The 16,644-nt window shown below is 57.6% G+C and carries 11 protein-coding genes and 3 pseudogenes; 6 read left to right on the plus strand and 8 right to left on the minus strand.

What is annotated here, in order from left to right; genetic code table 11:
* The first annotated feature begins 29 nt into the window (after positions 1 to 29).
* From EN818_RS21845 to EN818_RS21855, 3 genes are read left to right on the plus strand one after another with little or no spacing between them, the layout of a single operon-like run.
* Positions 30 to 2,354, plus strand: coding sequence for a polysaccharide biosynthesis tyrosine autokinase (locus tag EN818_RS21845; RefSeq protein WP_245518852.1), 2,325 nt, complete (start codon positions 30 to 32; stop codon positions 2,352 to 2,354).
* A gap of 7 nt (positions 2,355 to 2,361) precedes the next feature.
* The gene (locus tag EN818_RS21850; protein ID WP_245518853.1) at positions 2,362 to 3,501 is read left to right on the plus strand and encodes a hypothetical protein; all 1,140 of its coding nucleotides are present in this window, start codon (positions 2,362 to 2,364) and stop codon (positions 3,499 to 3,501) included.
* Complete coding sequence (locus EN818_RS21855; protein ID WP_135905275.1) at positions 3,498 to 4,811, plus strand: O-antigen ligase family protein; 1,314 nt, start codon at positions 3,498 to 3,500, stop codon at positions 4,809 to 4,811. Before EN818_RS21850 ends, EN818_RS21855 begins: the two co-directional genes overlap by 4 nt.
* Positions 4,812 to 5,002: 191 nt before the next feature.
* Here EN818_RS21855 and EN818_RS21860 read toward each other — a convergent pair whose 3' ends face one another.
* From EN818_RS21860 to EN818_RS21895, 8 genes are all read right to left on the minus strand, one after another.
* Complete coding sequence (locus tag EN818_RS21860; RefSeq protein WP_135905277.1) at positions 5,003 to 5,464, minus strand: phasin; 462 nt, start codon at positions 5,462 to 5,464, stop codon at positions 5,003 to 5,005.
* 391 nt (positions 5,465 to 5,855) lie between these two features.
* A complete protein-coding gene (locus EN818_RS32785) occupies positions 5,856 to 6,032 on the minus strand; it encodes a hypothetical protein (RefSeq protein WP_189523824.1) in 177 nt (58 codons plus the stop codon).
* A gap of 420 nt (positions 6,033 to 6,452) precedes the next feature.
* Positions 6,453 to 7,799, minus strand: coding sequence for an LLM class flavin-dependent oxidoreductase (locus tag EN818_RS21865; RefSeq protein ID WP_135905279.1), 1,347 nt, complete (start codon positions 7,797 to 7,799; stop codon positions 6,453 to 6,455).
* A gap of 50 nt (positions 7,800 to 7,849) precedes the next feature.
* Complete coding sequence (locus tag EN818_RS21870) at positions 7,850 to 8,596, minus strand: ABC transporter ATP-binding protein (RefSeq protein ID WP_135905281.1); 747 nt, start codon at positions 8,594 to 8,596, stop codon at positions 7,850 to 7,852.
* Positions 8,572 to 9,453: an ABC transporter permease gene (locus tag EN818_RS21875; RefSeq protein ID WP_135905409.1), complete on the minus strand. Its 882-nt coding sequence runs from the start codon at positions 9,451 to 9,453 to the stop codon at positions 8,572 to 8,574. Before EN818_RS21875 ends, EN818_RS21870 begins: the two co-directional genes overlap by 25 nt.
* Before the next feature lie 30 nt (positions 9,454 to 9,483).
* Positions 9,484 to 10,536, minus strand: coding sequence for an ABC transporter substrate-binding protein (locus EN818_RS21880; protein WP_135905283.1), 1,053 nt, complete (start codon positions 10,534 to 10,536; stop codon positions 9,484 to 9,486).
* 729 nt (positions 10,537 to 11,265) lie between these two features.
* The gene (locus tag EN818_RS21885; protein WP_135905285.1) at positions 11,266 to 11,787 is read right to left on the minus strand and encodes a MucR family transcriptional regulator; all 522 of its coding nucleotides are present in this window, start codon (positions 11,785 to 11,787) and stop codon (positions 11,266 to 11,268) included.
* A 712-nt stretch (positions 11,788 to 12,499) separates the two neighbouring features.
* On the minus strand, positions 12,500 to 13,810 hold the full coding sequence (locus EN818_RS21895) for an IS701 family transposase (RefSeq protein ID WP_135905289.1): 1,311 nt from the start codon (positions 13,808 to 13,810) through the stop codon (positions 12,500 to 12,502).
* 1,440 nt (positions 13,811 to 15,250) lie between these two features.
* Here EN818_RS21895 and EN818_RS21900 point away from each other — a divergent pair.
* The 3 pseudogenes from EN818_RS21900 to panC all read left to right on the plus strand — a co-directional run.
* Positions 15,251 to 15,397: pseudogene (locus EN818_RS21900) on the plus strand (transposase); the annotation flags it as partial.
* Positions 15,384 to 15,605, plus strand: a pseudogene (locus tag EN818_RS21905) (3-methyl-2-oxobutanoate hydroxymethyltransferase); the annotation flags it as partial. The pseudogenes EN818_RS21900 and EN818_RS21905, both read left to right, overlap by 14 nt.
* A gap of 72 nt (positions 15,606 to 15,677) precedes the next feature.
* Positions 15,678 to 16,557, plus strand: a pseudogene (gene panC, locus EN818_RS21910) (pantoate--beta-alanine ligase).
* Positions 16,558 to 16,644 lie beyond the last annotated feature (87 nt).

Raw genomic sequence — 16,644 nt, forward strand, 5'->3', positions numbered from 1 at the left:
GAATACCAGCTCCTAGACACGGCCAAGCCTTGTCTTCGGATCTCTACTATGACGGCAGCCAAAATCACACCCAATACGGACGCGATTTTGCTGAACAGGATCAAAAGTTTAATCCGCTCCAGTTGCTCTTCTACGTTGTCCGGTATCGATGGCTGATCGCCATGATGATGGCCGCAGGGCTTGTAGCCGGCGTCGTCGTGACCATGATGCAGACGCCGAAATATCAGGCAACCGCCCAGCTGGAGGTTTTGGTCCCTTCGGCGAAGGTCTTCCAGGACATCGAGCTGGTCTCCGAAAACAGCGATATCCGAGCCTTCCAGACCGCCCGGGAAAAATTGAAGAGCCGGGCATTGGCGCAACGCGTCGTCTTCCAACTCGGGCTTAGCGAGAAGCCGGACTTCCTGTTTCCGAAACCGGGCTTTTCGATCAGTAACATTTTCTACCGGGCGTTCGGCATCTCTAAAGCTCCCGCAATCGAAGAGAAAACGCCCGAGCAACGTGAAGCCATTGCGATCAAGCGCGTTTTGGACGATCTGACGGTTAGTTTGGTGACCAACACAAGCCTGTTGTCGATCACCTTTTTGGACCAGAAGCCAAAATACGCCAGCGATGTGGCCAACCAGGTTGCACAGAGCTATATCGATCAGCGGGTGGACCAGACCAGCGAAACGTCTGACTTGGCGCGGCAATTCATCCAGGAGCAGGTTTCCCAGGTCAAGCAGAAGCTGCAGAAATCCGAGGAAGAGCTCGTCGCGTATGCAAGGGATGCCGGCATTACAATTACCGGTGACGACAAGTCGCTTATCGCGTCGAACATCGTTGCTCTGAATGCAGCGCTCCAGGCAGCAGCGCAGGAGCGGTCAGACGCCGGGTCGGTAGTGGATCAGATTGACAAGGGACGTGGTGTTAGCCTGGGTCCAGTGCTGGAAAGTAAGGGGCTGCAGGTACTCAGCGATAAACTGGCGGATCTGAATAGCCAGTATCAACAGAAGCTCGGCATATTGAAGCCGGGTTTTCCGGAAATGCAGCAATTGCAGTCCCAGATCAAGGAGCTGCAGCGCGTTTACAATAACGGCGTGCTCGCGATCACTGATTCGCTGCGGCTGAAATACCAAGAGGCCCAGAAAAAGGAGGCCGATCTCAAAGACAAGCTTGCTGACATGGAAAGGCAGCAGGTTGTCTTCAACGACAAGAATATCAAATACACAATCTTAAAGCGTGAAGTCGACTCAAATCGGTCTCAGTATGACAGTCTTATTGCCAAATTAAACGAGGTCGGAGTTAGTTCAGAACTCAAGACACAGAATGCCGCAATCGTGGATTTCGCGACGCAGCCGACGGCGCCTTATTCGCCGCGCCTGGGCATCAATCTCGCAATCGCACTGGCACTTTTCATGGCCATCAGCGGCTCGATTATTTACGTTATCGAGTTGGTGAACAATACCTTTACCAATCCCGAGCAGGTCGAAAAGGAACTCGGGCTGGCCATGCTCGGCATTTTGCCCCATGTCGACGATCGCGAGCTGATTGCCAGCATTGCAGACCAGAAATCAGGTTTGTCCGAAGCCTATCGGTCGCTCCGAACGTCCTTGCAGTTTTCCGGCGCGGAAGGGGCTCCGCGGTCACTGTTGGTCACCAGTTCAGAGCCAGCCGAAGGCAAGTCGACGACGGCGTTCAAGCTTGGCCAGGATTTCGCAGCACTTGGGGCAAGAGTGCTGCTTGTCGATGCGGATCTTCGAAAGCCCAACCTTCACAGACTGTTCGGTCTCGATAACACGATCGGATTGAGCAACCTCCTGACAAACACCGTTCGCAGAGAAGACATTGCGACCATCTTTAGGCCGACGAAATACCCTAATGTGACTGTTCTGACCTCAGGGACGATCCCCCCCAACCCCGCCGATCTTCTGTCTTCACCTAAGATGGCCGTGATCGTGACCAGCCTGGGCAAGCGGCACGACGTGGTGATCATCGACGCTCCTCCGATCGTAGGCCTTTCAGATGCACCGATCCTCAGCCGTTTGGCCGAGGGCACATTGATGGTTGTTTCCACCAACCAGGTGACCCGCAAGTCGGCTAAGACTGCATTGAAGCGCCTCCGTGCAGCTGGCGCGAACGTGGTCGGGGCCGCTATGTCGAAGTTTGCGGTAAATAAGTTCGATTACAACTACGCGTACAAGTACATGAACTACCAATATTATAACTACGGCACCGCTACCCAGAAAATCGAGGGTAAAGTAGATGACGGCGCAGACCGGCCCGCTCGCGCGAAATCTTGGACGTTCAAGCATTTGGTTCGTCGCATTCGTTCTGGTGTTAGCGGCTTCGTCGACCGGGCTAAGTCGACTGCTTGAGACGGACATGCCAGGCATTTCAATGGCGCTTGATCCATTGAATGTCGATGCGCTGATAGACGACGTTGCAGGCGACCTGAATGATACGGCTACCCCCCCTGATCTTGACGCGCTGTATTCCAGGGCGAGCGGGGCACTTCGCTATAACGTTGGTGACGCACGCCTCTATAGTTTAATGGGGGAGATCGAATACCGCCAAGGCAAGCAGGATGACGCCTATGCGCTTTTCGATCGGGCACGAAAGCTGTCGAAAACGGAAATCCATGCGCTCAAGAGATCGATTGGCCATTCAGTCGAGATCGGCGATCTTTCCAAGGCTATCAGCGAGATTGATACATTACTGCGGCGCTGGCCGGATCAGTTTCCGGCCGTCGCGGAGGGCCTTCCGGCAATCCTTTCGAACCCGGACGGATACCACGCCATACTGGCAGCAATTGCGGCGCAAGCGCCGTGGCGGGCGAACTTGTTCTCGGTCCTGGGAAAAACGCGCCAAGGGCTCGATTTTGCAAATCAATTGCTCCTTGACCTGGTCCGGTCCGATGCCCCACCGAAATCCGGGGAACTGTCCTCCGTGATCACGGGGTATATCGTTCAGAAGGAATATGAACAGGCTTATCGGCTGTTTCTTTTCACTCTGTCCGGTGAGGAGCGAATGCTGGGTGGCTATGTTTTCAACAGCACCTTCGAACCCGGCTATGATGGGAAGCCCTTCGATTGGCAGGTCCGCGATCAGCCGGGTGTCGAGGTTACGTTTGCGACATCCCAGGATGCAGTGGAAGGCGACGGCGGGGCCACGCTTCGGTTTTTAGATACGCCGATTAAGAACACTGCTCTCCAACAATATATCGAACTGCCGCCCGGTTCCTACCGGATTTCGTTGGTCGCATCCGGGCGAAACCTGAAGCTCCCCAAAGAACTGTTCTGGGCTATCAGATGCGTGGATCCGGCGAGCGAAATAGCGCGGCTTACCGTCCCGGAGGGCACCTTCAACCGCCAGAGTCTGAGCCAAGAATTTTCGGTTGGGCCGGCCGGATGCCCGATGGATATGTTGCGTTTGGAAACCGCTGCGATCGCAGAGAGTTGGCGGTTTCGCTATATCGGCACACTGGTCATGCACAAACTCAGCATTGAGAGACTTTCATATTGAGCGCGCGGCGGTCAGACTGGGAAAAATATCTTCTCGGATCGGTTCTGTTCACCGCCTTGCTCATAGGCGGGGGCACGGCGTCCGGACTCTATACGGACACGGTGATCGAGATCTCGGCATTTATCGCGGTTGCTCTCGCCTTTTCCCGACCCACGAATCAAGCAATCCCCGGATCGGTTCTCTACCTGCTTTTCCTGATTCTGGCGTTGTTTTCGCTTCAAATCGTCCCGCTGCCTGCAAGCCTTATTGCCGGCTTGCGGCCGGAAGCGCTCCTAGGTTGTCCCTGGCTGATCGATGAAACTCGGTTCATCAGCATCGGGGTAGGGCGAACAATCGAGTGTTTGCTGTATGTCGCCGCATCAGCTGCTTTTTTCCTGGCTGTGATGCGTTCGCGCGCAGAGCAGGTTTATGGCCTGCTCCCCTTCTTTTTCATGGGAGTAATGTGCAACGGATTGGCTGGGGCGATTCAATACTCGGTATCAGACAACATATCGATCGAGGGATTGCTGCCGTTCACGATCAATGCTGGCCTCTTCGCAAATCCGAACCATTTTGCGGCTTTGCTTTTCGTCTCCATTCCCTTCGTTATCTATCATGGCCTGTTCCGCGGGCACCTGTTGTCGTCGGCGATTGGTCTGGTGGCGCTTCTGCTGCTCCTTTTGGCGGCGGGATCTCGTGCCGGCGTGCTAATCGGGCTGGCCATAACCGTGATATCCATCTGCTTTCTCTCAGCTCGCTCGAGAACAAGTGGTTTTGGCGTTTTTGCCCTTTTCGTTGGGCTTTCCGTCTACACGATCGGAGCGTGGACGACGATCAACGCGAAACAAATTGATCCTACCTTCGGGCGCGCGGAGTTTGCCCGCACGACCATCGATGGAATCAAGGAGAATTGGGTTACTGGTGTCGGATTTGGGAATTTCCAAAGGGCATATCAGATGTATGAAAAAGAAGAGATGATCTTCAGCGCGTATGTGAACCATGCCCATAACGAGTATCTCGAAATTGCTTTCGAAGGCGGCGTGATCGCTGCCGTTCTGATAGCTTTGTACCTATCCCTTCTTCTCTTTGCGTTTGCCGGAATCCGCCGGGACTCTTTTCAGAAGGCAGCGTTCCTTTCTACAGCGTTCTTACTCGTGCATTCCCTGGTCGACTACCCATTGCGCACCGCCGCGCTCGCAATGACCTTCGCCTATATGAATGCGATCATCTTCCATCGCGGGTTTGCGGAGGGCAGGAACCAAAGGCCGGAACTGGTGGAAGTCGACCATAATGGCGACAAGCTGTTTGTTCCCGTTGGTGCGTCTCCGTAGGGCTTGAGCCTGCGGCCGAAATTGCGGGTCGATGATCGAGGCTGCCGGTGCTTCCTTTCAGTGATGCCTGGACCGCCGCACCAGCGCACAACGTTGTCGGCTCAAATGTGAAAAGACCGGCGCGGGTCCGGTCTTGCTTGATGGGACAGTCGACGAGGTATTGACCTTTCGTCCCGGATTGCTTGAAGCAATCAGGCGGCCTTGCGGATTTCCCAGGCCTTTTCAAAGGCATCTTTAATTGGCTTCGACACATCCTCGCTAGCTCTCAACATCAATGCCTGGATTGCCTTTACGTGCTCTGCCGAATTTTCGATCTGTTTGCGCAGGAATGCGGCCTGCAATTCGAGGAACTCAGACGGCGACTTCACGGCAACCAGCGCTTCGAGGTGCGTGAAGCCGGCTTCGGCATTGGCCTGCAGTGCGGCAAGCGTCCTCACGAGGAGTTCGTTGCCGGTGGTCCTGGCCATTTCAAAGGTCGACTTGACAGCCGTTTGAGCCGTTTCAGCGTCCGAGCTCAATTTGGAAAATATTTCCTTCGACTGCTCAATGCTCTGGTCCGCGACAGCACGGACTCGCTCGGCAACCTTGGACGGGTCGACGGGAGAGAATTCGACGTTTTCGATCATTTCGGATTTACCGGTGATCTTGGACATTTTTTCATCCTTGTTCGGGGAACGGCCGCAAAGCAAAGCCGCGCCCTTCATGTTACGAAATCGTCGCAACGGATTTGTGAAGCTGACGTGAAATTGGGCGCGCCGACTACCCCCTTGTGCTGCCCGAATGTTAGCGCGACGAAGATTGCCAGTCCCAAATTGCGGGGGGCGACACCCTGATGGGCTGGAACGGCGTTGATGTCGTGATTAAGACAGGCATGAACGCAGTGATATTGTCGGATTCAGCTGATTACCCGCCGGCGAAGGCGTCGCAGCTGGAACCCAGCGAAGAGCGCATGGATCGTTGTTGGAGGGGCAGAGCCTGACGCCAACATCGCGCCAGTCGAGGCATTGGGGGCCATCAGCCGCGTATCGCAGGTGATGTTCCCTTCTACGAGTCTGTGATGTCCCCTGCAGCGGCCGTCTCTTCGGGCACATATCGTTGCGCTGCAAGATCCTGCCTCAGCGTCAAATCCAACTTCCCCCAGATCGATGTCTTCTGGTTGTCGGTCTTGAGATTTCGGGACGTCTTCTTCTCGACAACGAACGGCTTTGTCTGCTGACGCATAGATCCTCCAGGCGACGAATCGCAAAGTGAACGATAGCGCCTGCGTTGCTGAGTGCAAAGGGGTCGACGAGATGGTGCACTCGCTGCAAACTCTGATTTGCTGCAACCTTCCCTCTGGGGACAGCAGACAAAGAAGCCTCCGCGGCCCCGAAAGGCTCGCGACGGCGGCCCTATTCCAGGACCGACCCGCCATTTCTGGGAGGTGATCCGTGCAGATATCTGGTGTGGATCATCCAATCCACCTGGTGAGCGCTCCATTGCCATTCGGCCTCTTTCAGCCGGCCGAGGGCCGGATCTTGATGAGGTCCCTCTGGAGATTGGTCTCTTGTTAAGAGCGTAACGGTCTGCGCCGTCTTACTGCGTTACTGGTCACTCTACCGTACAGCGGTCTTGAAAAATGTGACACATGGACCACAATAATCAGGCGCTCGCCTTTTGCGGTTGGCTGAAGGTATTGTCAGGACGCGGCAGACCGAAATGGTCCCGCAGCGTTGCCCCCTCATAGTCGTGCCGGAAAAGTCCGCGCCGGCGCAAGATCGCCACCACCTCCTCGGCGAACACGTCGAACCCGCCCTGCAGATAGGGCGGCATAATATTGAAGCCGTCCGCCGCACCATTGTCGAACCATTCCTGGATGTTGTCGGCGATCTGTTCGGGCGTCCCGGCTTGGACCCAATGCCCGCGCGCGCCGGCGAGGCGGTGCAGCAACTGGCGGACGGTTGGATGCTCGCGCTCGATGATGTCAAGCACGACATGGAAGCGGCTGCTCGCACCGCGCTCGCCCTCGACACTGATGAGCTCGCGCGGAAATGGCCCGTCCAGATTGTAGCCGGAAAGGTCGGCATCTACGATGCGGCGTAGCTGGTGAAGGGAATATTCGGGTTGCGTCAACTCATTGAACTCGTCTTGCAGAGCCCTAGCTTCCGCCTCGGTCGAACCGATGAAGGGGCTGATGCCGGGCAAGACCTTGACGTGGTCAGGGTTGCGGCCAACCGACTTCACCCGCGCTTTGATGTCAGCATAAAATTCCTGCGCGTTGCCGAGAGTCTGATGGGCTGTGAATATCGCCTCGGCATAGCGGCTTGCGAACGACCGTCCGTCTTCCGATGAACCCGCCTGGACATAGACCGGACGCCCCTGCGGAGAGCGCGGAAGCGTAAGCGGACCCTTCACCCGATGATATTTGCCGATGTGGTTGATCGGGTGGATCTTGTCGGTGTCGGCAAAGATGCCGGACTCCCGGTCCGAGACGAGAGCGTCGTCCTCCCAGCTGTCCCAGAGCTTGGTTACCACATCAACGAACTCGCCGGCGCGCTCATAACGGTCGGCGTGGGTTGGATGCCGGTCAAAGCCGAAATTCAACGCTGCGGACTCGTCACCCGTCGTGACGATGTTCCAACCGGCGCGCCCACCGCTCAGATGATCGACAGAAGCAAACAGCCTGGCCAGGTTGTAGGGTTCGTTGTAGGTGGTCGAGGCGGTCGCGATGAACCCTATTCTTTCCGTTACGGCGGCGAGCGCCGAAATCCAGGTCAGCGGCTCCAGCCTGAAGCGGCTCGCGTAGCGGATGTTGTCGGCGAGCGCGGGCCCGTCGGCAAAGAACAACGCGTCGAACTTGCTCGCCTCGGCCTTTTTTGCCAGTTCCTGATAATAGGCGATGTCCAGCGCTCTATCTGGGGCGGAATCCTTGTAGCGCCAGCCGGCTTCATGATGGCCGCCAGGATAGATGAAAAGATTGAGCTTCAACTGTCGTGATTGGGCGGGCATATGTTGGTCCTCCTGGGGGTGAGGCTGAGCGAGAAATCTTTTGGGGGCCTTCAGACCGGCAGCACAGGCTTTGTCTCGACGCCGAGATGACGCAAAAGTTCGGAGCGGATCTCGCCGAACCGGCGGTGGCCATGATCGCGTGGCCTGGGGATATCGATGACGATGTCGGCGGCGATCGCGCCATTGTCGAGCACCAAGACCCGGTCCGCCAGCGTCACGGCTTCGTCAACGTCGTGGGTGACCAGCAGCACGGCTGGCTGGTGACGGGCGCAGAGCTGGCGCAGCAGATCGTGCATGCGCAGGCGGGTCAGCGCGTCGAGTGCGCCGAACGGCTCGTCCGCAAGCAGCAGTTCAGGATCCCGAACCAGCGAGCGCGCTAAGGCCACGCGCTGCTGCTCGCCACCAGACAGTTCAACCGGCCATGCGATCTCGCGGCCGCTCAGGCCAACCTCTTCTAGAGCTATCCGTCCGCGTTCGGCGGCATCCGGCAGGTCGAGGCCAAGAACCACGTTTTCCAGCACGCGTTTCCACGGCAACAGTCGGGCATCCTGAAACACCACCGATTTCTTATCGGGTGTCTCGAGACGGCCGGACCCGGAGACCTTGTCATCGAGATCGGCGAGCGCGCGCAACAATGTACTCTTGCCGGACCCGCTACGGCCGAGAAGGGCAACGAACTCTCCCTTTTCGATGTCGAGGCTGAGGCCGTCCAGAATGGTCCGCGGCCCGAAACTCCTCACGAGGCTCTCGACCCGCACCAGCGGCGCGCCGCTCAGTCCGCCAAGGTGCGACGCCATGACAGCGACCTTTCCTGGAAGAGGCGGACGATGCCGTCGCAGCCGAGACCGAGCAACGCATAGACGACGAGGCCGACGATGACGATGTCGGTCTGGCCGTAGTTGCGCGCCAGATCGATCATATAGCCGATGCCGCTGGTGGCATTGACCTGCTCGACCACCACCAGAGATAGCCAGGCATAGGTCACCGCCAAACGCAGGCCGAGGAAGAAGCCGGGAAGGGCGCCCGGCAGGATGACCTCACGGATGAATTCGCCGTAGCCCATTCGTAAGGTCTGGGCCAGTTCGACATAACGGCTGTCGATGCTGCGCAAGCTGCTGTGGGTCTGGATATAGATCGGTATCAGGACAGCCAGCGCGATGGTCGTCACCTTCATGCCTTCGCCGATGCCGAACCACAGCATCAGCAGCGGGATCAGCGCGAGCGTCGGTATCGCCCGCTTGATCTGAACGGGGCCGTCGATGATGGCCTCGCCGAGTCGCGACAAACCTGAAATGAGGGCGAGGGTGGTCCCGATCAGGACGCCAAACACCAGCCCCTGTGCCGCCCGCCAGGCAGACGTCATCAAATGATCCTGAAGCTTCCCTTCGGCGATGAGATCGATGGCCGTGCCGACAACCGACCAGGGCGCCGGCAGCGTTCTTGGGTCGATCAGGCCGGCGATACTGCCGATGGACCAGATCACGAGAAGAAATGCGGGCCCGATCAGCGCGCCGAACGGGATCGCTCGCCCAAGCGCAAGACGACGCCTCGTCGCGGTCTTGCGGGCCTGTACTGCGGGCGTAATCAACCCCCTTTCATCCGATGTGTACGGAATGGGAAGTGCAACCGCGGCCGTATTTGAGATTGCGTTCATCTGGGTCGTCTCCATCTCGGGAAGCGGGCGTCAGGACGCGTTCAACGCATTTGCGGCGATCGTCTCGAAGCGCCTGTCGAAAAGGTCCTCGGCCTTGATCGTGGGCCTGTTCAGTTCCCTGGCCAGGAGATCGATCGTCGCCTGCTGGCGCGCGATCACATCGTTCCAGTCCGAGGGAATGTCGAACTGACCGTTGGCGTCGACGAGATACTGGCCATCTTCTGCGTTGAGGCCTTGGGTGGCGACATAGTAGCCCGCGATCCACTCCTTGGGATGTTCCTGCACCCATCGGGTCGCAAGAGCCCAGTAGCGCACATATTCGCCGAGAGCGGCAGCTTTGGCCGGGTCGTCAAGCACAGCCTGTGGAGCATAGAGATGGGCTGGATCGTCGCGCAGGCCGTGTGGGATGGTGGTGGCGCCGTCGGCGCCATACTGGTGGAGATAGTGCGTGACGAGGACACCCCAGATCGGTGCGACGTCGACTTGCTTGCTGGCAAGTGCCACCGGATAGGCATCACCCTTGCTGGGCAATTCGATGAGAGTGACATCCTCTCTTTTAAGGCCTGCAGCCTGCAGCATCCTCAGCACCAGCGCGCCTTGTGCCTGACCAGGGCTGAAGGCGATCCGTTTGCCACGCAAATCCGCGAGCGTCTTGACCTCAACGCCCGGCGCAATGCCGAGTTGATAAATCGGGTGCGCAACCGGTTCCTTGCGGAACTTCGCGGCAATGATCTTGACCTTGAGGCCCGTCCAGGTCGCGTGGATGGGCGGAATGTCGGCGACGGATCCGACGTCCAGCGCGTTGGCGCGAAAAGCTTCGATTGTCTGTGGACCGCCGCTGATATTGGCCCATTCGACCTTGAACGGCAGTTGATCGATCAGTCCGGAAAGTTCCAGAGCCCGCTGCGTCTCGGGATCGCCGATGCGAAGCACAGTGCCTTCCGGAATTTTGGACGGCAGCTTACCCGCGCCCGGATTGCCCGCCTTGGCCCCGAAAGGGGCGGAAGAAGCAACCAAGGTCACCGCAAAAGCGGCCACGAGGGCGCCAAACCTCCTTCTCGAAAATCTCTCCACAGCTGACATCCTCGTCTTGCTCCTTGGAAATGGCTCACGAGGTCAAGTATGTCTATCAAATATGTAGACGATAAAGTATCGGATGCTGTTCTTAGCTGCCAGAGAGAAACGCTGTTCGTCTCCAATGCTCATTTGGGGCACGCGTCCCTCGAAAAGGCGGAGGGTCCGCCGCAAGACCGCCGCTGTTATAGCGAAGATAGGAGAAAGGCGGTCCGCCTGGCCGCCGGGGAACGAGGGGCGAGGTTGCCCATCGCTACAACAGCACGATTTCGCGGCTACATCCGTGAAGGGACGTTCTAGGCTTCTTCATACTTTGGCCGTTCGCCAACCGGGCCCACATGCTTCCCATTCGGAGGAGAAGCCCAGGGTTTTTGCACGCATGGCCAGGTAATATTCCTTGACCGGCAAGCGACAAATACGCTCGCCCCGGTCGTCGACGTTTCCATTAAGTCATAACGTCATAACCTGCCTTGCGCCCCGTGGGGCTCGCTCGATGACGTCCATAGGAGTTCGAGCGGGCAGCCCGGTCGGTCGTCGGCCGCGACATAAGGCGGCAGACGAGATCACAATCAGCGCTAGAACGATTGCAAAACGGGCTTTGAGAAGCGTGCGCCAACGTGCTGTTCGCCCTTTACGCCATGGCTGAACCGCTTTCCCATCACCATCACTCCGTAGGGGAGGATGCGTTTGCCGTGGCAAAAAGTCCAGAAGGCGCGAGCAAGCAGCGAGGTTGAATCTTCACCCTGGTGTTTTGACGTCTGACCTGCGGCCGAGACCAGCTGACTTTGCAAGACGAGAACGCTGAGCGGCATAATTGGGCGCCACCATCGGATAGTCAGGGGCAAGTCCCCATTTTGCTCTATAATCCTCGGGTGTCAGGCCGAAATGGGCTTTGAGATGCCGTTTAAGGGACTTGTATTTTTTTCCGTCCTCTAGGCAGATGATATAGTCGGGAAACACGGACCGCTTGGGGTTGACTGCCGGAACGAGCCCGGGGCCTTCTGAATCAGGCGGCAGCACGACAATCCCCCTCAACGCAGAATTGACACTAGCGATCAAGTCCGGAAGCCCGGCAACAGGGGTCGCATTCATCCGGACGTAAGCCGCGACAATATCTGCCGTAAGGGCCAGTAAATCCACGCCTGGCTCCTCGGCAATCTCCTCATCCACGTTAATGTGTTCAGTATTCTCCTCAATCACGCCCGTCTGTTCTGTATTGTTGTCTTCTGCGCTTGTGCGCTCGGTATTGCCGTCAATCATAATCATGCTCCTTGCTTTCTGTAAGCCTTCCTATTCGAGACGTTCTGGTGGTCCAAACGCGCGGTGCAAATTGAAGGCATCATCTCAAAAGGCGCAAACTGCACATTCCCACTAGGTCTCATTGCAGCCATCGAAGGGATTGCATCTCGTTTACTTCGAGTACCGGCCGATTGAGGATCGAGCCTAACCTCTCAACGAAGATTACGTGCTTGTCCAAGTAAGGGGAGGGCCTAGATCGGTGGGCCATTGTCTTCGCCAGTGCGCCCGCCCTCGGAATCCGCCCGGGTAGCATACCAAATTGCCCGAATTCGATCGCTGGCTTCTAGGTAAGCCATCTCGACCAAATAGGTCAGGAGGCTCTCACCATCTGCCTGCGCCGTCTGACGAATTTGTCTCAACATTGCCTGGGCATGGTGCAAGTTCTGCAACTTTCTGGACTGTTTCACTGGAATCCCGGCTTCCAAACGGCGTTCTCCCCAAAGACAACTGAAACTCGCTCCAACCCGAAACCCGTACCCTCTCAGAGCTTCGCGCGACGCCCTTGCTCAGGGTCGGATGTCTCGATCCACATACAGTCACCGATGATGGCATTTTGTCGCATGACCACCTCATTTCTCCCAATCCAAGCGAATCCGGCGGCCTGGTCGGCCCTATCTCGGAAGTGGGGTGGATCTCGTTTCACGGACAAATTCATGATGGAAACCTCACGCTACTATTGCGTTTTGACCGGCAAGGGCTTGCGGCTACGTTCGCGGGATTGATCTTGCCATGGCACGGCCGCCGCGGCGCCGAGCGATCCCGGCTTCGGTTTCCTGGGAGGCCTCGGTAAGCGTTCGAAGCGGCGGCTCGTTTCCATGAGCCTTCCAACCGCTCCCGAGGGGTCGAGGCTGGCCTTGTGGCGAACGGTCGACACCATCGCGAATGCAAGCATGACGAGCGAGACGTGGCGATGCCATCCGTGCCAAGAACGGGTTTCGTTATGGTCGAGACCCAGCTCGTTCTTCGCCGTGCGTAGGCCTTCCTCGACAATCCTGCAGCATCGGTGCACTGCGACAAAGGTTTCGATCTCGGTTCCCACTGGAGACCATGTTGAAAAGTAGCTGAGAGCCTGGTTCGCATCGCGTACGATCAAGAGCCCAGCGGTCCAGAGGCCTGAGCGGGTTTTATCGAATTGCGCGACGTCCGTGTCAGTGAGCGGGCAGTAAGCCCATGATTTAGAGGCCTGGAGCGCCTCTCCTGGGGGGAAGCTCCGCCAGACGGAGAGATCGAGGTTCCGTGCGATATCTTCGGCCGTTCCTCCTTCCGGAAAAAGGCGATTTCGGAAAGCGAAATGATGGTCTGCGCTAACGGCGAGCACGTATCCCTTGGACCAGCGTCGTAGGGCCATCTCGATGTCGACGCCACTGTAGACCAAGTCGACGGCTACCCAACTGAAGGGTACGTCGGCTGAGACAATACGCGCGATCATATCAAGTGCTAGGCGGGACTTTGTCGCGAAAGTCCTGCCCGCAGGCACGTGGGCCCGCGCCAGGCGGGCAGGGTCTTCCGTCCAGGCCCTCGGCAGATACAGCACGCGATCGACGAAAGCATTCCCGTGCTTGGATGCATAGGCGGCGAACACGCCGATCTGGCAGTTGGCCATCTTGCCCGTCGAGACATTGACCTGCCGCGCTACCCCACAGGACGTCTTGCCTTGCTTGACGAAACCCGTCTCATCGATCACCAGGACCGCTTCGGCGTCAGCCAACGTTTCGAGGGCATATTCGCGCACAATGTCGCGCAGGGCGTCTGCGTCCCACCTGCCCCTTCCGAGAATGGCCTGTTGACGCCACGGTCCAGGGTCACCGGCAGCCTCGGCGCGCATCCACCCGGTTTTGCGATGCGCATCCCGGAGCAGACCTTCAAGGAAAAGTCCGGCCGAAATCGCCACACGTTCCTGAGGGAAAAGTCTCCTGATCCGGGACTTCACCTCGCGCAGCGCCGAGGCCCATATTTCCAGTGTCATTTCAATCGATTCAACCATTGTCAATAACCCCCCTCTGGCCGCCCAGCGCAGAATCGACAAAAACAACTAATTCACCCGTGAAGCGCAATTGTAATACTGGCCGGCTCTCCGTTGTTTTTTACCGATAACAGTAATGCCTGAGCGACAATTTGAGCGGCGCACAACTCTCACATTCTCTTGTTCAGGACAAGCTTGACTTAACAACCCATGATTGCCATAACCCCGACGTAGACGAAAATGCAAGCATCGCCGCGAAGGATAAACGGGAAAATCGCAAACAGGGCTCGCGCGATAAAATTAGATATGTTTAATAGGCGTTGGCTCACAGCGGATCTGTAACCCGAGAGTCAAGTACCGAATAAACAAAGCAAAAGGTGGCAACCTTATTTTGTGGCAATTACATTCATTCCGGACTTCATGTGCTTGCGTGAAGTCCGGAATGGTCAAGTTTGTCAGTGAGTAATCCGCGCCACCGCAAGAGAGTCCCTCGGGCGCTGAAGTGACCACATGACGTGAACTTATCTGCATCCCTGTGCAGTCGATCTCTTTTCGAATGCACCACGCGGTTGCCGAAGAGTACTTCCGAGATAAAGAGAAGAGAGCTGAGATGACCGGGGGTTCGATGGTGCGCGGCTTGCTAAGAATGATGGTCAACGCAAGGGAGACCTATTCGAAAGGCTCGCGCTTGAGACGGCGTTTGTTGATCAACGGGTGAGCATGGCCGATCCCGGTGACTTACAGAAAATCCAAAATCGGGCTGCGACGATGACCTGTTCGGATGACAGCCTGTCGGTAGCAGTGGGCGTCAGCAGCATTCGCAGAACGCCACTGTGCGTGTGACAAGGTCGTCTAGCGTGTCCATCCGTGGCCGGGCTGGTCGGTCAGCGGCGCTTCGCTCTTGGAACCTCTGCGCCCGTCAATACGGCTTCAGGCCTGCGCTTTGGCTATCACTAATATGGAATTTAAATGCGAGGGCCCATGCCATGACGCGGTTGCCAGGGGGTATTGCGTTCGTGTGGGTTGTCTTGGCTGGCAATGCCAACGCCCATGATTGGTACACAGGCAAGACGGACCCTGTTCTTCATCTTAGGTGCTGCGGCAATCGAGATTGCCATCCAATCGAGTCCAGCGACGTGAGACCTACTAAGGATGGCTACTACGTCAAGCAACCTAAACCATACTCTCGGAATGATCCGCCGACGGGAGAGTGGTTTATCCCGAGGGACCGCGTCCAGGCCGCGCCGGATGAGCGGTATCATATCTGTGAGTCTTTGTTTCCGACATTTCGCGTCGGCAGATACAAGATGAGATGGACGTGCTTCTTCGCGCCGCTTGGGACAGGCTCAATCACGAGCGCCGAACGTCGGCCATGAGGTAGGTTCAGAGACCCTAAGGATTCGAAGCAAATGGGAAGGTATGCCGCAAGTCCTGCGATTTCGTAGGCCAACGACCGCCGTCGAGCGCATCAACCACCAGCACGCCTATTCAGACGACGGCGCCTGCACCAATCAGGCCAAAAGCTTTTTCTCGCGCCTTCGCCGCGCCGAGATCGGAACCCACCACCAATTCAGCTGTCGCTATCTTCGCGCCTATGCGTCGGAGATGGATCCTGCGCGATGCGACGGGGGTGGCCGAGGCCGGCGCATTCGCCGTCGTTCTTGAGAAGAGACCGGAAGCTCTTGCTCGGCTGATTACAGAGCAAGTGGCGATTCCCACAATCGGTATCGGTGCATCGCCGGCCTGCGACGGTCAGATCCTTGTTGTCGATGACATGCTGGGTCTGTTTGGCACTTTTCGGCCAAGATTCGTCAAGCGCTATGCAGCGCTGGGAAGCGACGCCGAGGCAGCGATCGCGGCATACGCAAAGGATGCCGGGCGCAGCCGAATGAGCACCGCGATCGTCCGCATCGTCTCCGAACTGCGCAGCATCGTTGCCGCCTGGCGCCGCGAGGGCCTAAGGATTGCTGTTGTGCCCACCATGGGCGCCCTGCATGCAGGGCATCTCAGCCTCGTGCGGGCAGCACTTGCCAAGGCTGATCGAGTGATCGTGACGCTGTTCGGCAACCCGACGCAATTCAACAATGCGGCTGATCTGGCCGCCTATCCGCGCACGGAACATGATGACGCGGCCAAGCTCGCATCTGTCGGCACCCATATCCTTTATGCTCCCAATGCCGCCGACATGTATCCGCCAGGCTTCGCGACCACCGTTTCGACAGGCGGTGTGAGCGACGGGCTTTGCGGCACGTTTCGGCCCGGCCACTTCGATGGCGTGGCGACGGTGGTCACGAAGCTGCTTCTGCAGACTGGGGCCGACCTGGCGTTTTTCGGCCGAGGATTTTCAGCAGCTTCAGGTCGTGCGCCAGCTTGTCCGTGACCTCGATATTCCAATCGAGATCATCGCTGGCCCGACGGTGCGCGAAGCCGATGGCCTGGCGATGTCGTCGCGCAACGCGCGGCTCACTTTGGCTGATAGCAACAGGGCGCCTCGGTTGGCTGAAGTCCTGGTCCAAACCGCCAGGCAGATCAGTTCAGGAGAATCTGTACCTCGCACGCTGAGTGTCGGGCGCGAGGCGATCCTCGCCGCCGGTCTCTCACAGGTCGATTACCTCGAATTGCGCGCGGATAGTGATCTTGCCCCAATGCTCACGTTAGATCGAACAGCGCGGCTGCTTGTCGCTGCGTGGCTTGGCGAAACGCGGCTAATCGACAATCTCGAGGTGGCGCTGCCGCGTCCTGAAACGTTGCGTCAAGCCGCTGCCTGAATCCAGAGGACGTGGCGATATACTGCTTGCCTCCGCACATGCCCCGTCACGTTATTATGAGCGCAATGAGACCTCAAACGTCGAGCT

It is taken from the genome of Mesorhizobium sp. M3A.F.Ca.ET.175.01.1.1, assembly GCF_004791945.1.
In the GTDB taxonomy this organism is placed as follows: Bacteria; Pseudomonadota; Alphaproteobacteria; order Rhizobiales; family Rhizobiaceae; genus Mesorhizobium.

Coding starts and splice junctions, on each gene's coding strand:
- EN818_RS21850 (WP_245518853.1), top strand. CDS start 2,362: ATGCCAGGCATTTCAATGGCGCTTGATCCATTGAATGTCGATGCGCTG.
- EN818_RS21860 (WP_135905277.1), bottom strand. CDS start 5,464: ATGTCCAAGATCACCGGTAAATCCGAAATGATCGAAAACGTCGAATTC.
- EN818_RS32785 (WP_189523824.1), bottom strand. CDS start 6,032: ATGCGTCAGCAGACAAAGCCGTTCGTTGTCGAGAAGAAGACGTCCCGA.
- EN818_RS21865 (WP_135905279.1), bottom strand. CDS start 7,799: ATGCCCGCCCAATCACGACAGTTGAAGCTCAATCTTTTCATCTATCCT.
- EN818_RS21870 (WP_135905281.1), bottom strand. CDS start 8,596: ATGGCGTCGCACCTTGGCGGACTGAGCGGCGCGCCGCTGGTGCGGGTC.
- EN818_RS21875 (WP_135905409.1), bottom strand. CDS start 9,453: ATGAACGCAATCTCAAATACGGCCGCGGTTGCACTTCCCATTCCGTAC.
- EN818_RS21880 (WP_135905283.1), bottom strand. CDS start 10,536: ATGTCAGCTGTGGAGAGATTTTCGAGAAGGAGGTTTGGCGCCCTCGTG.
- EN818_RS21885 (WP_135905285.1), bottom strand. CDS start 11,787: ATGATTGACGGCAATACCGAGCGCACAAGCGCAGAAGACAACAATACA.
- EN818_RS21895 (WP_135905289.1), bottom strand. CDS start 13,810: ATGGTTGAATCGATTGAAATGACACTGGAAATATGGGCCTCGGCGCTG.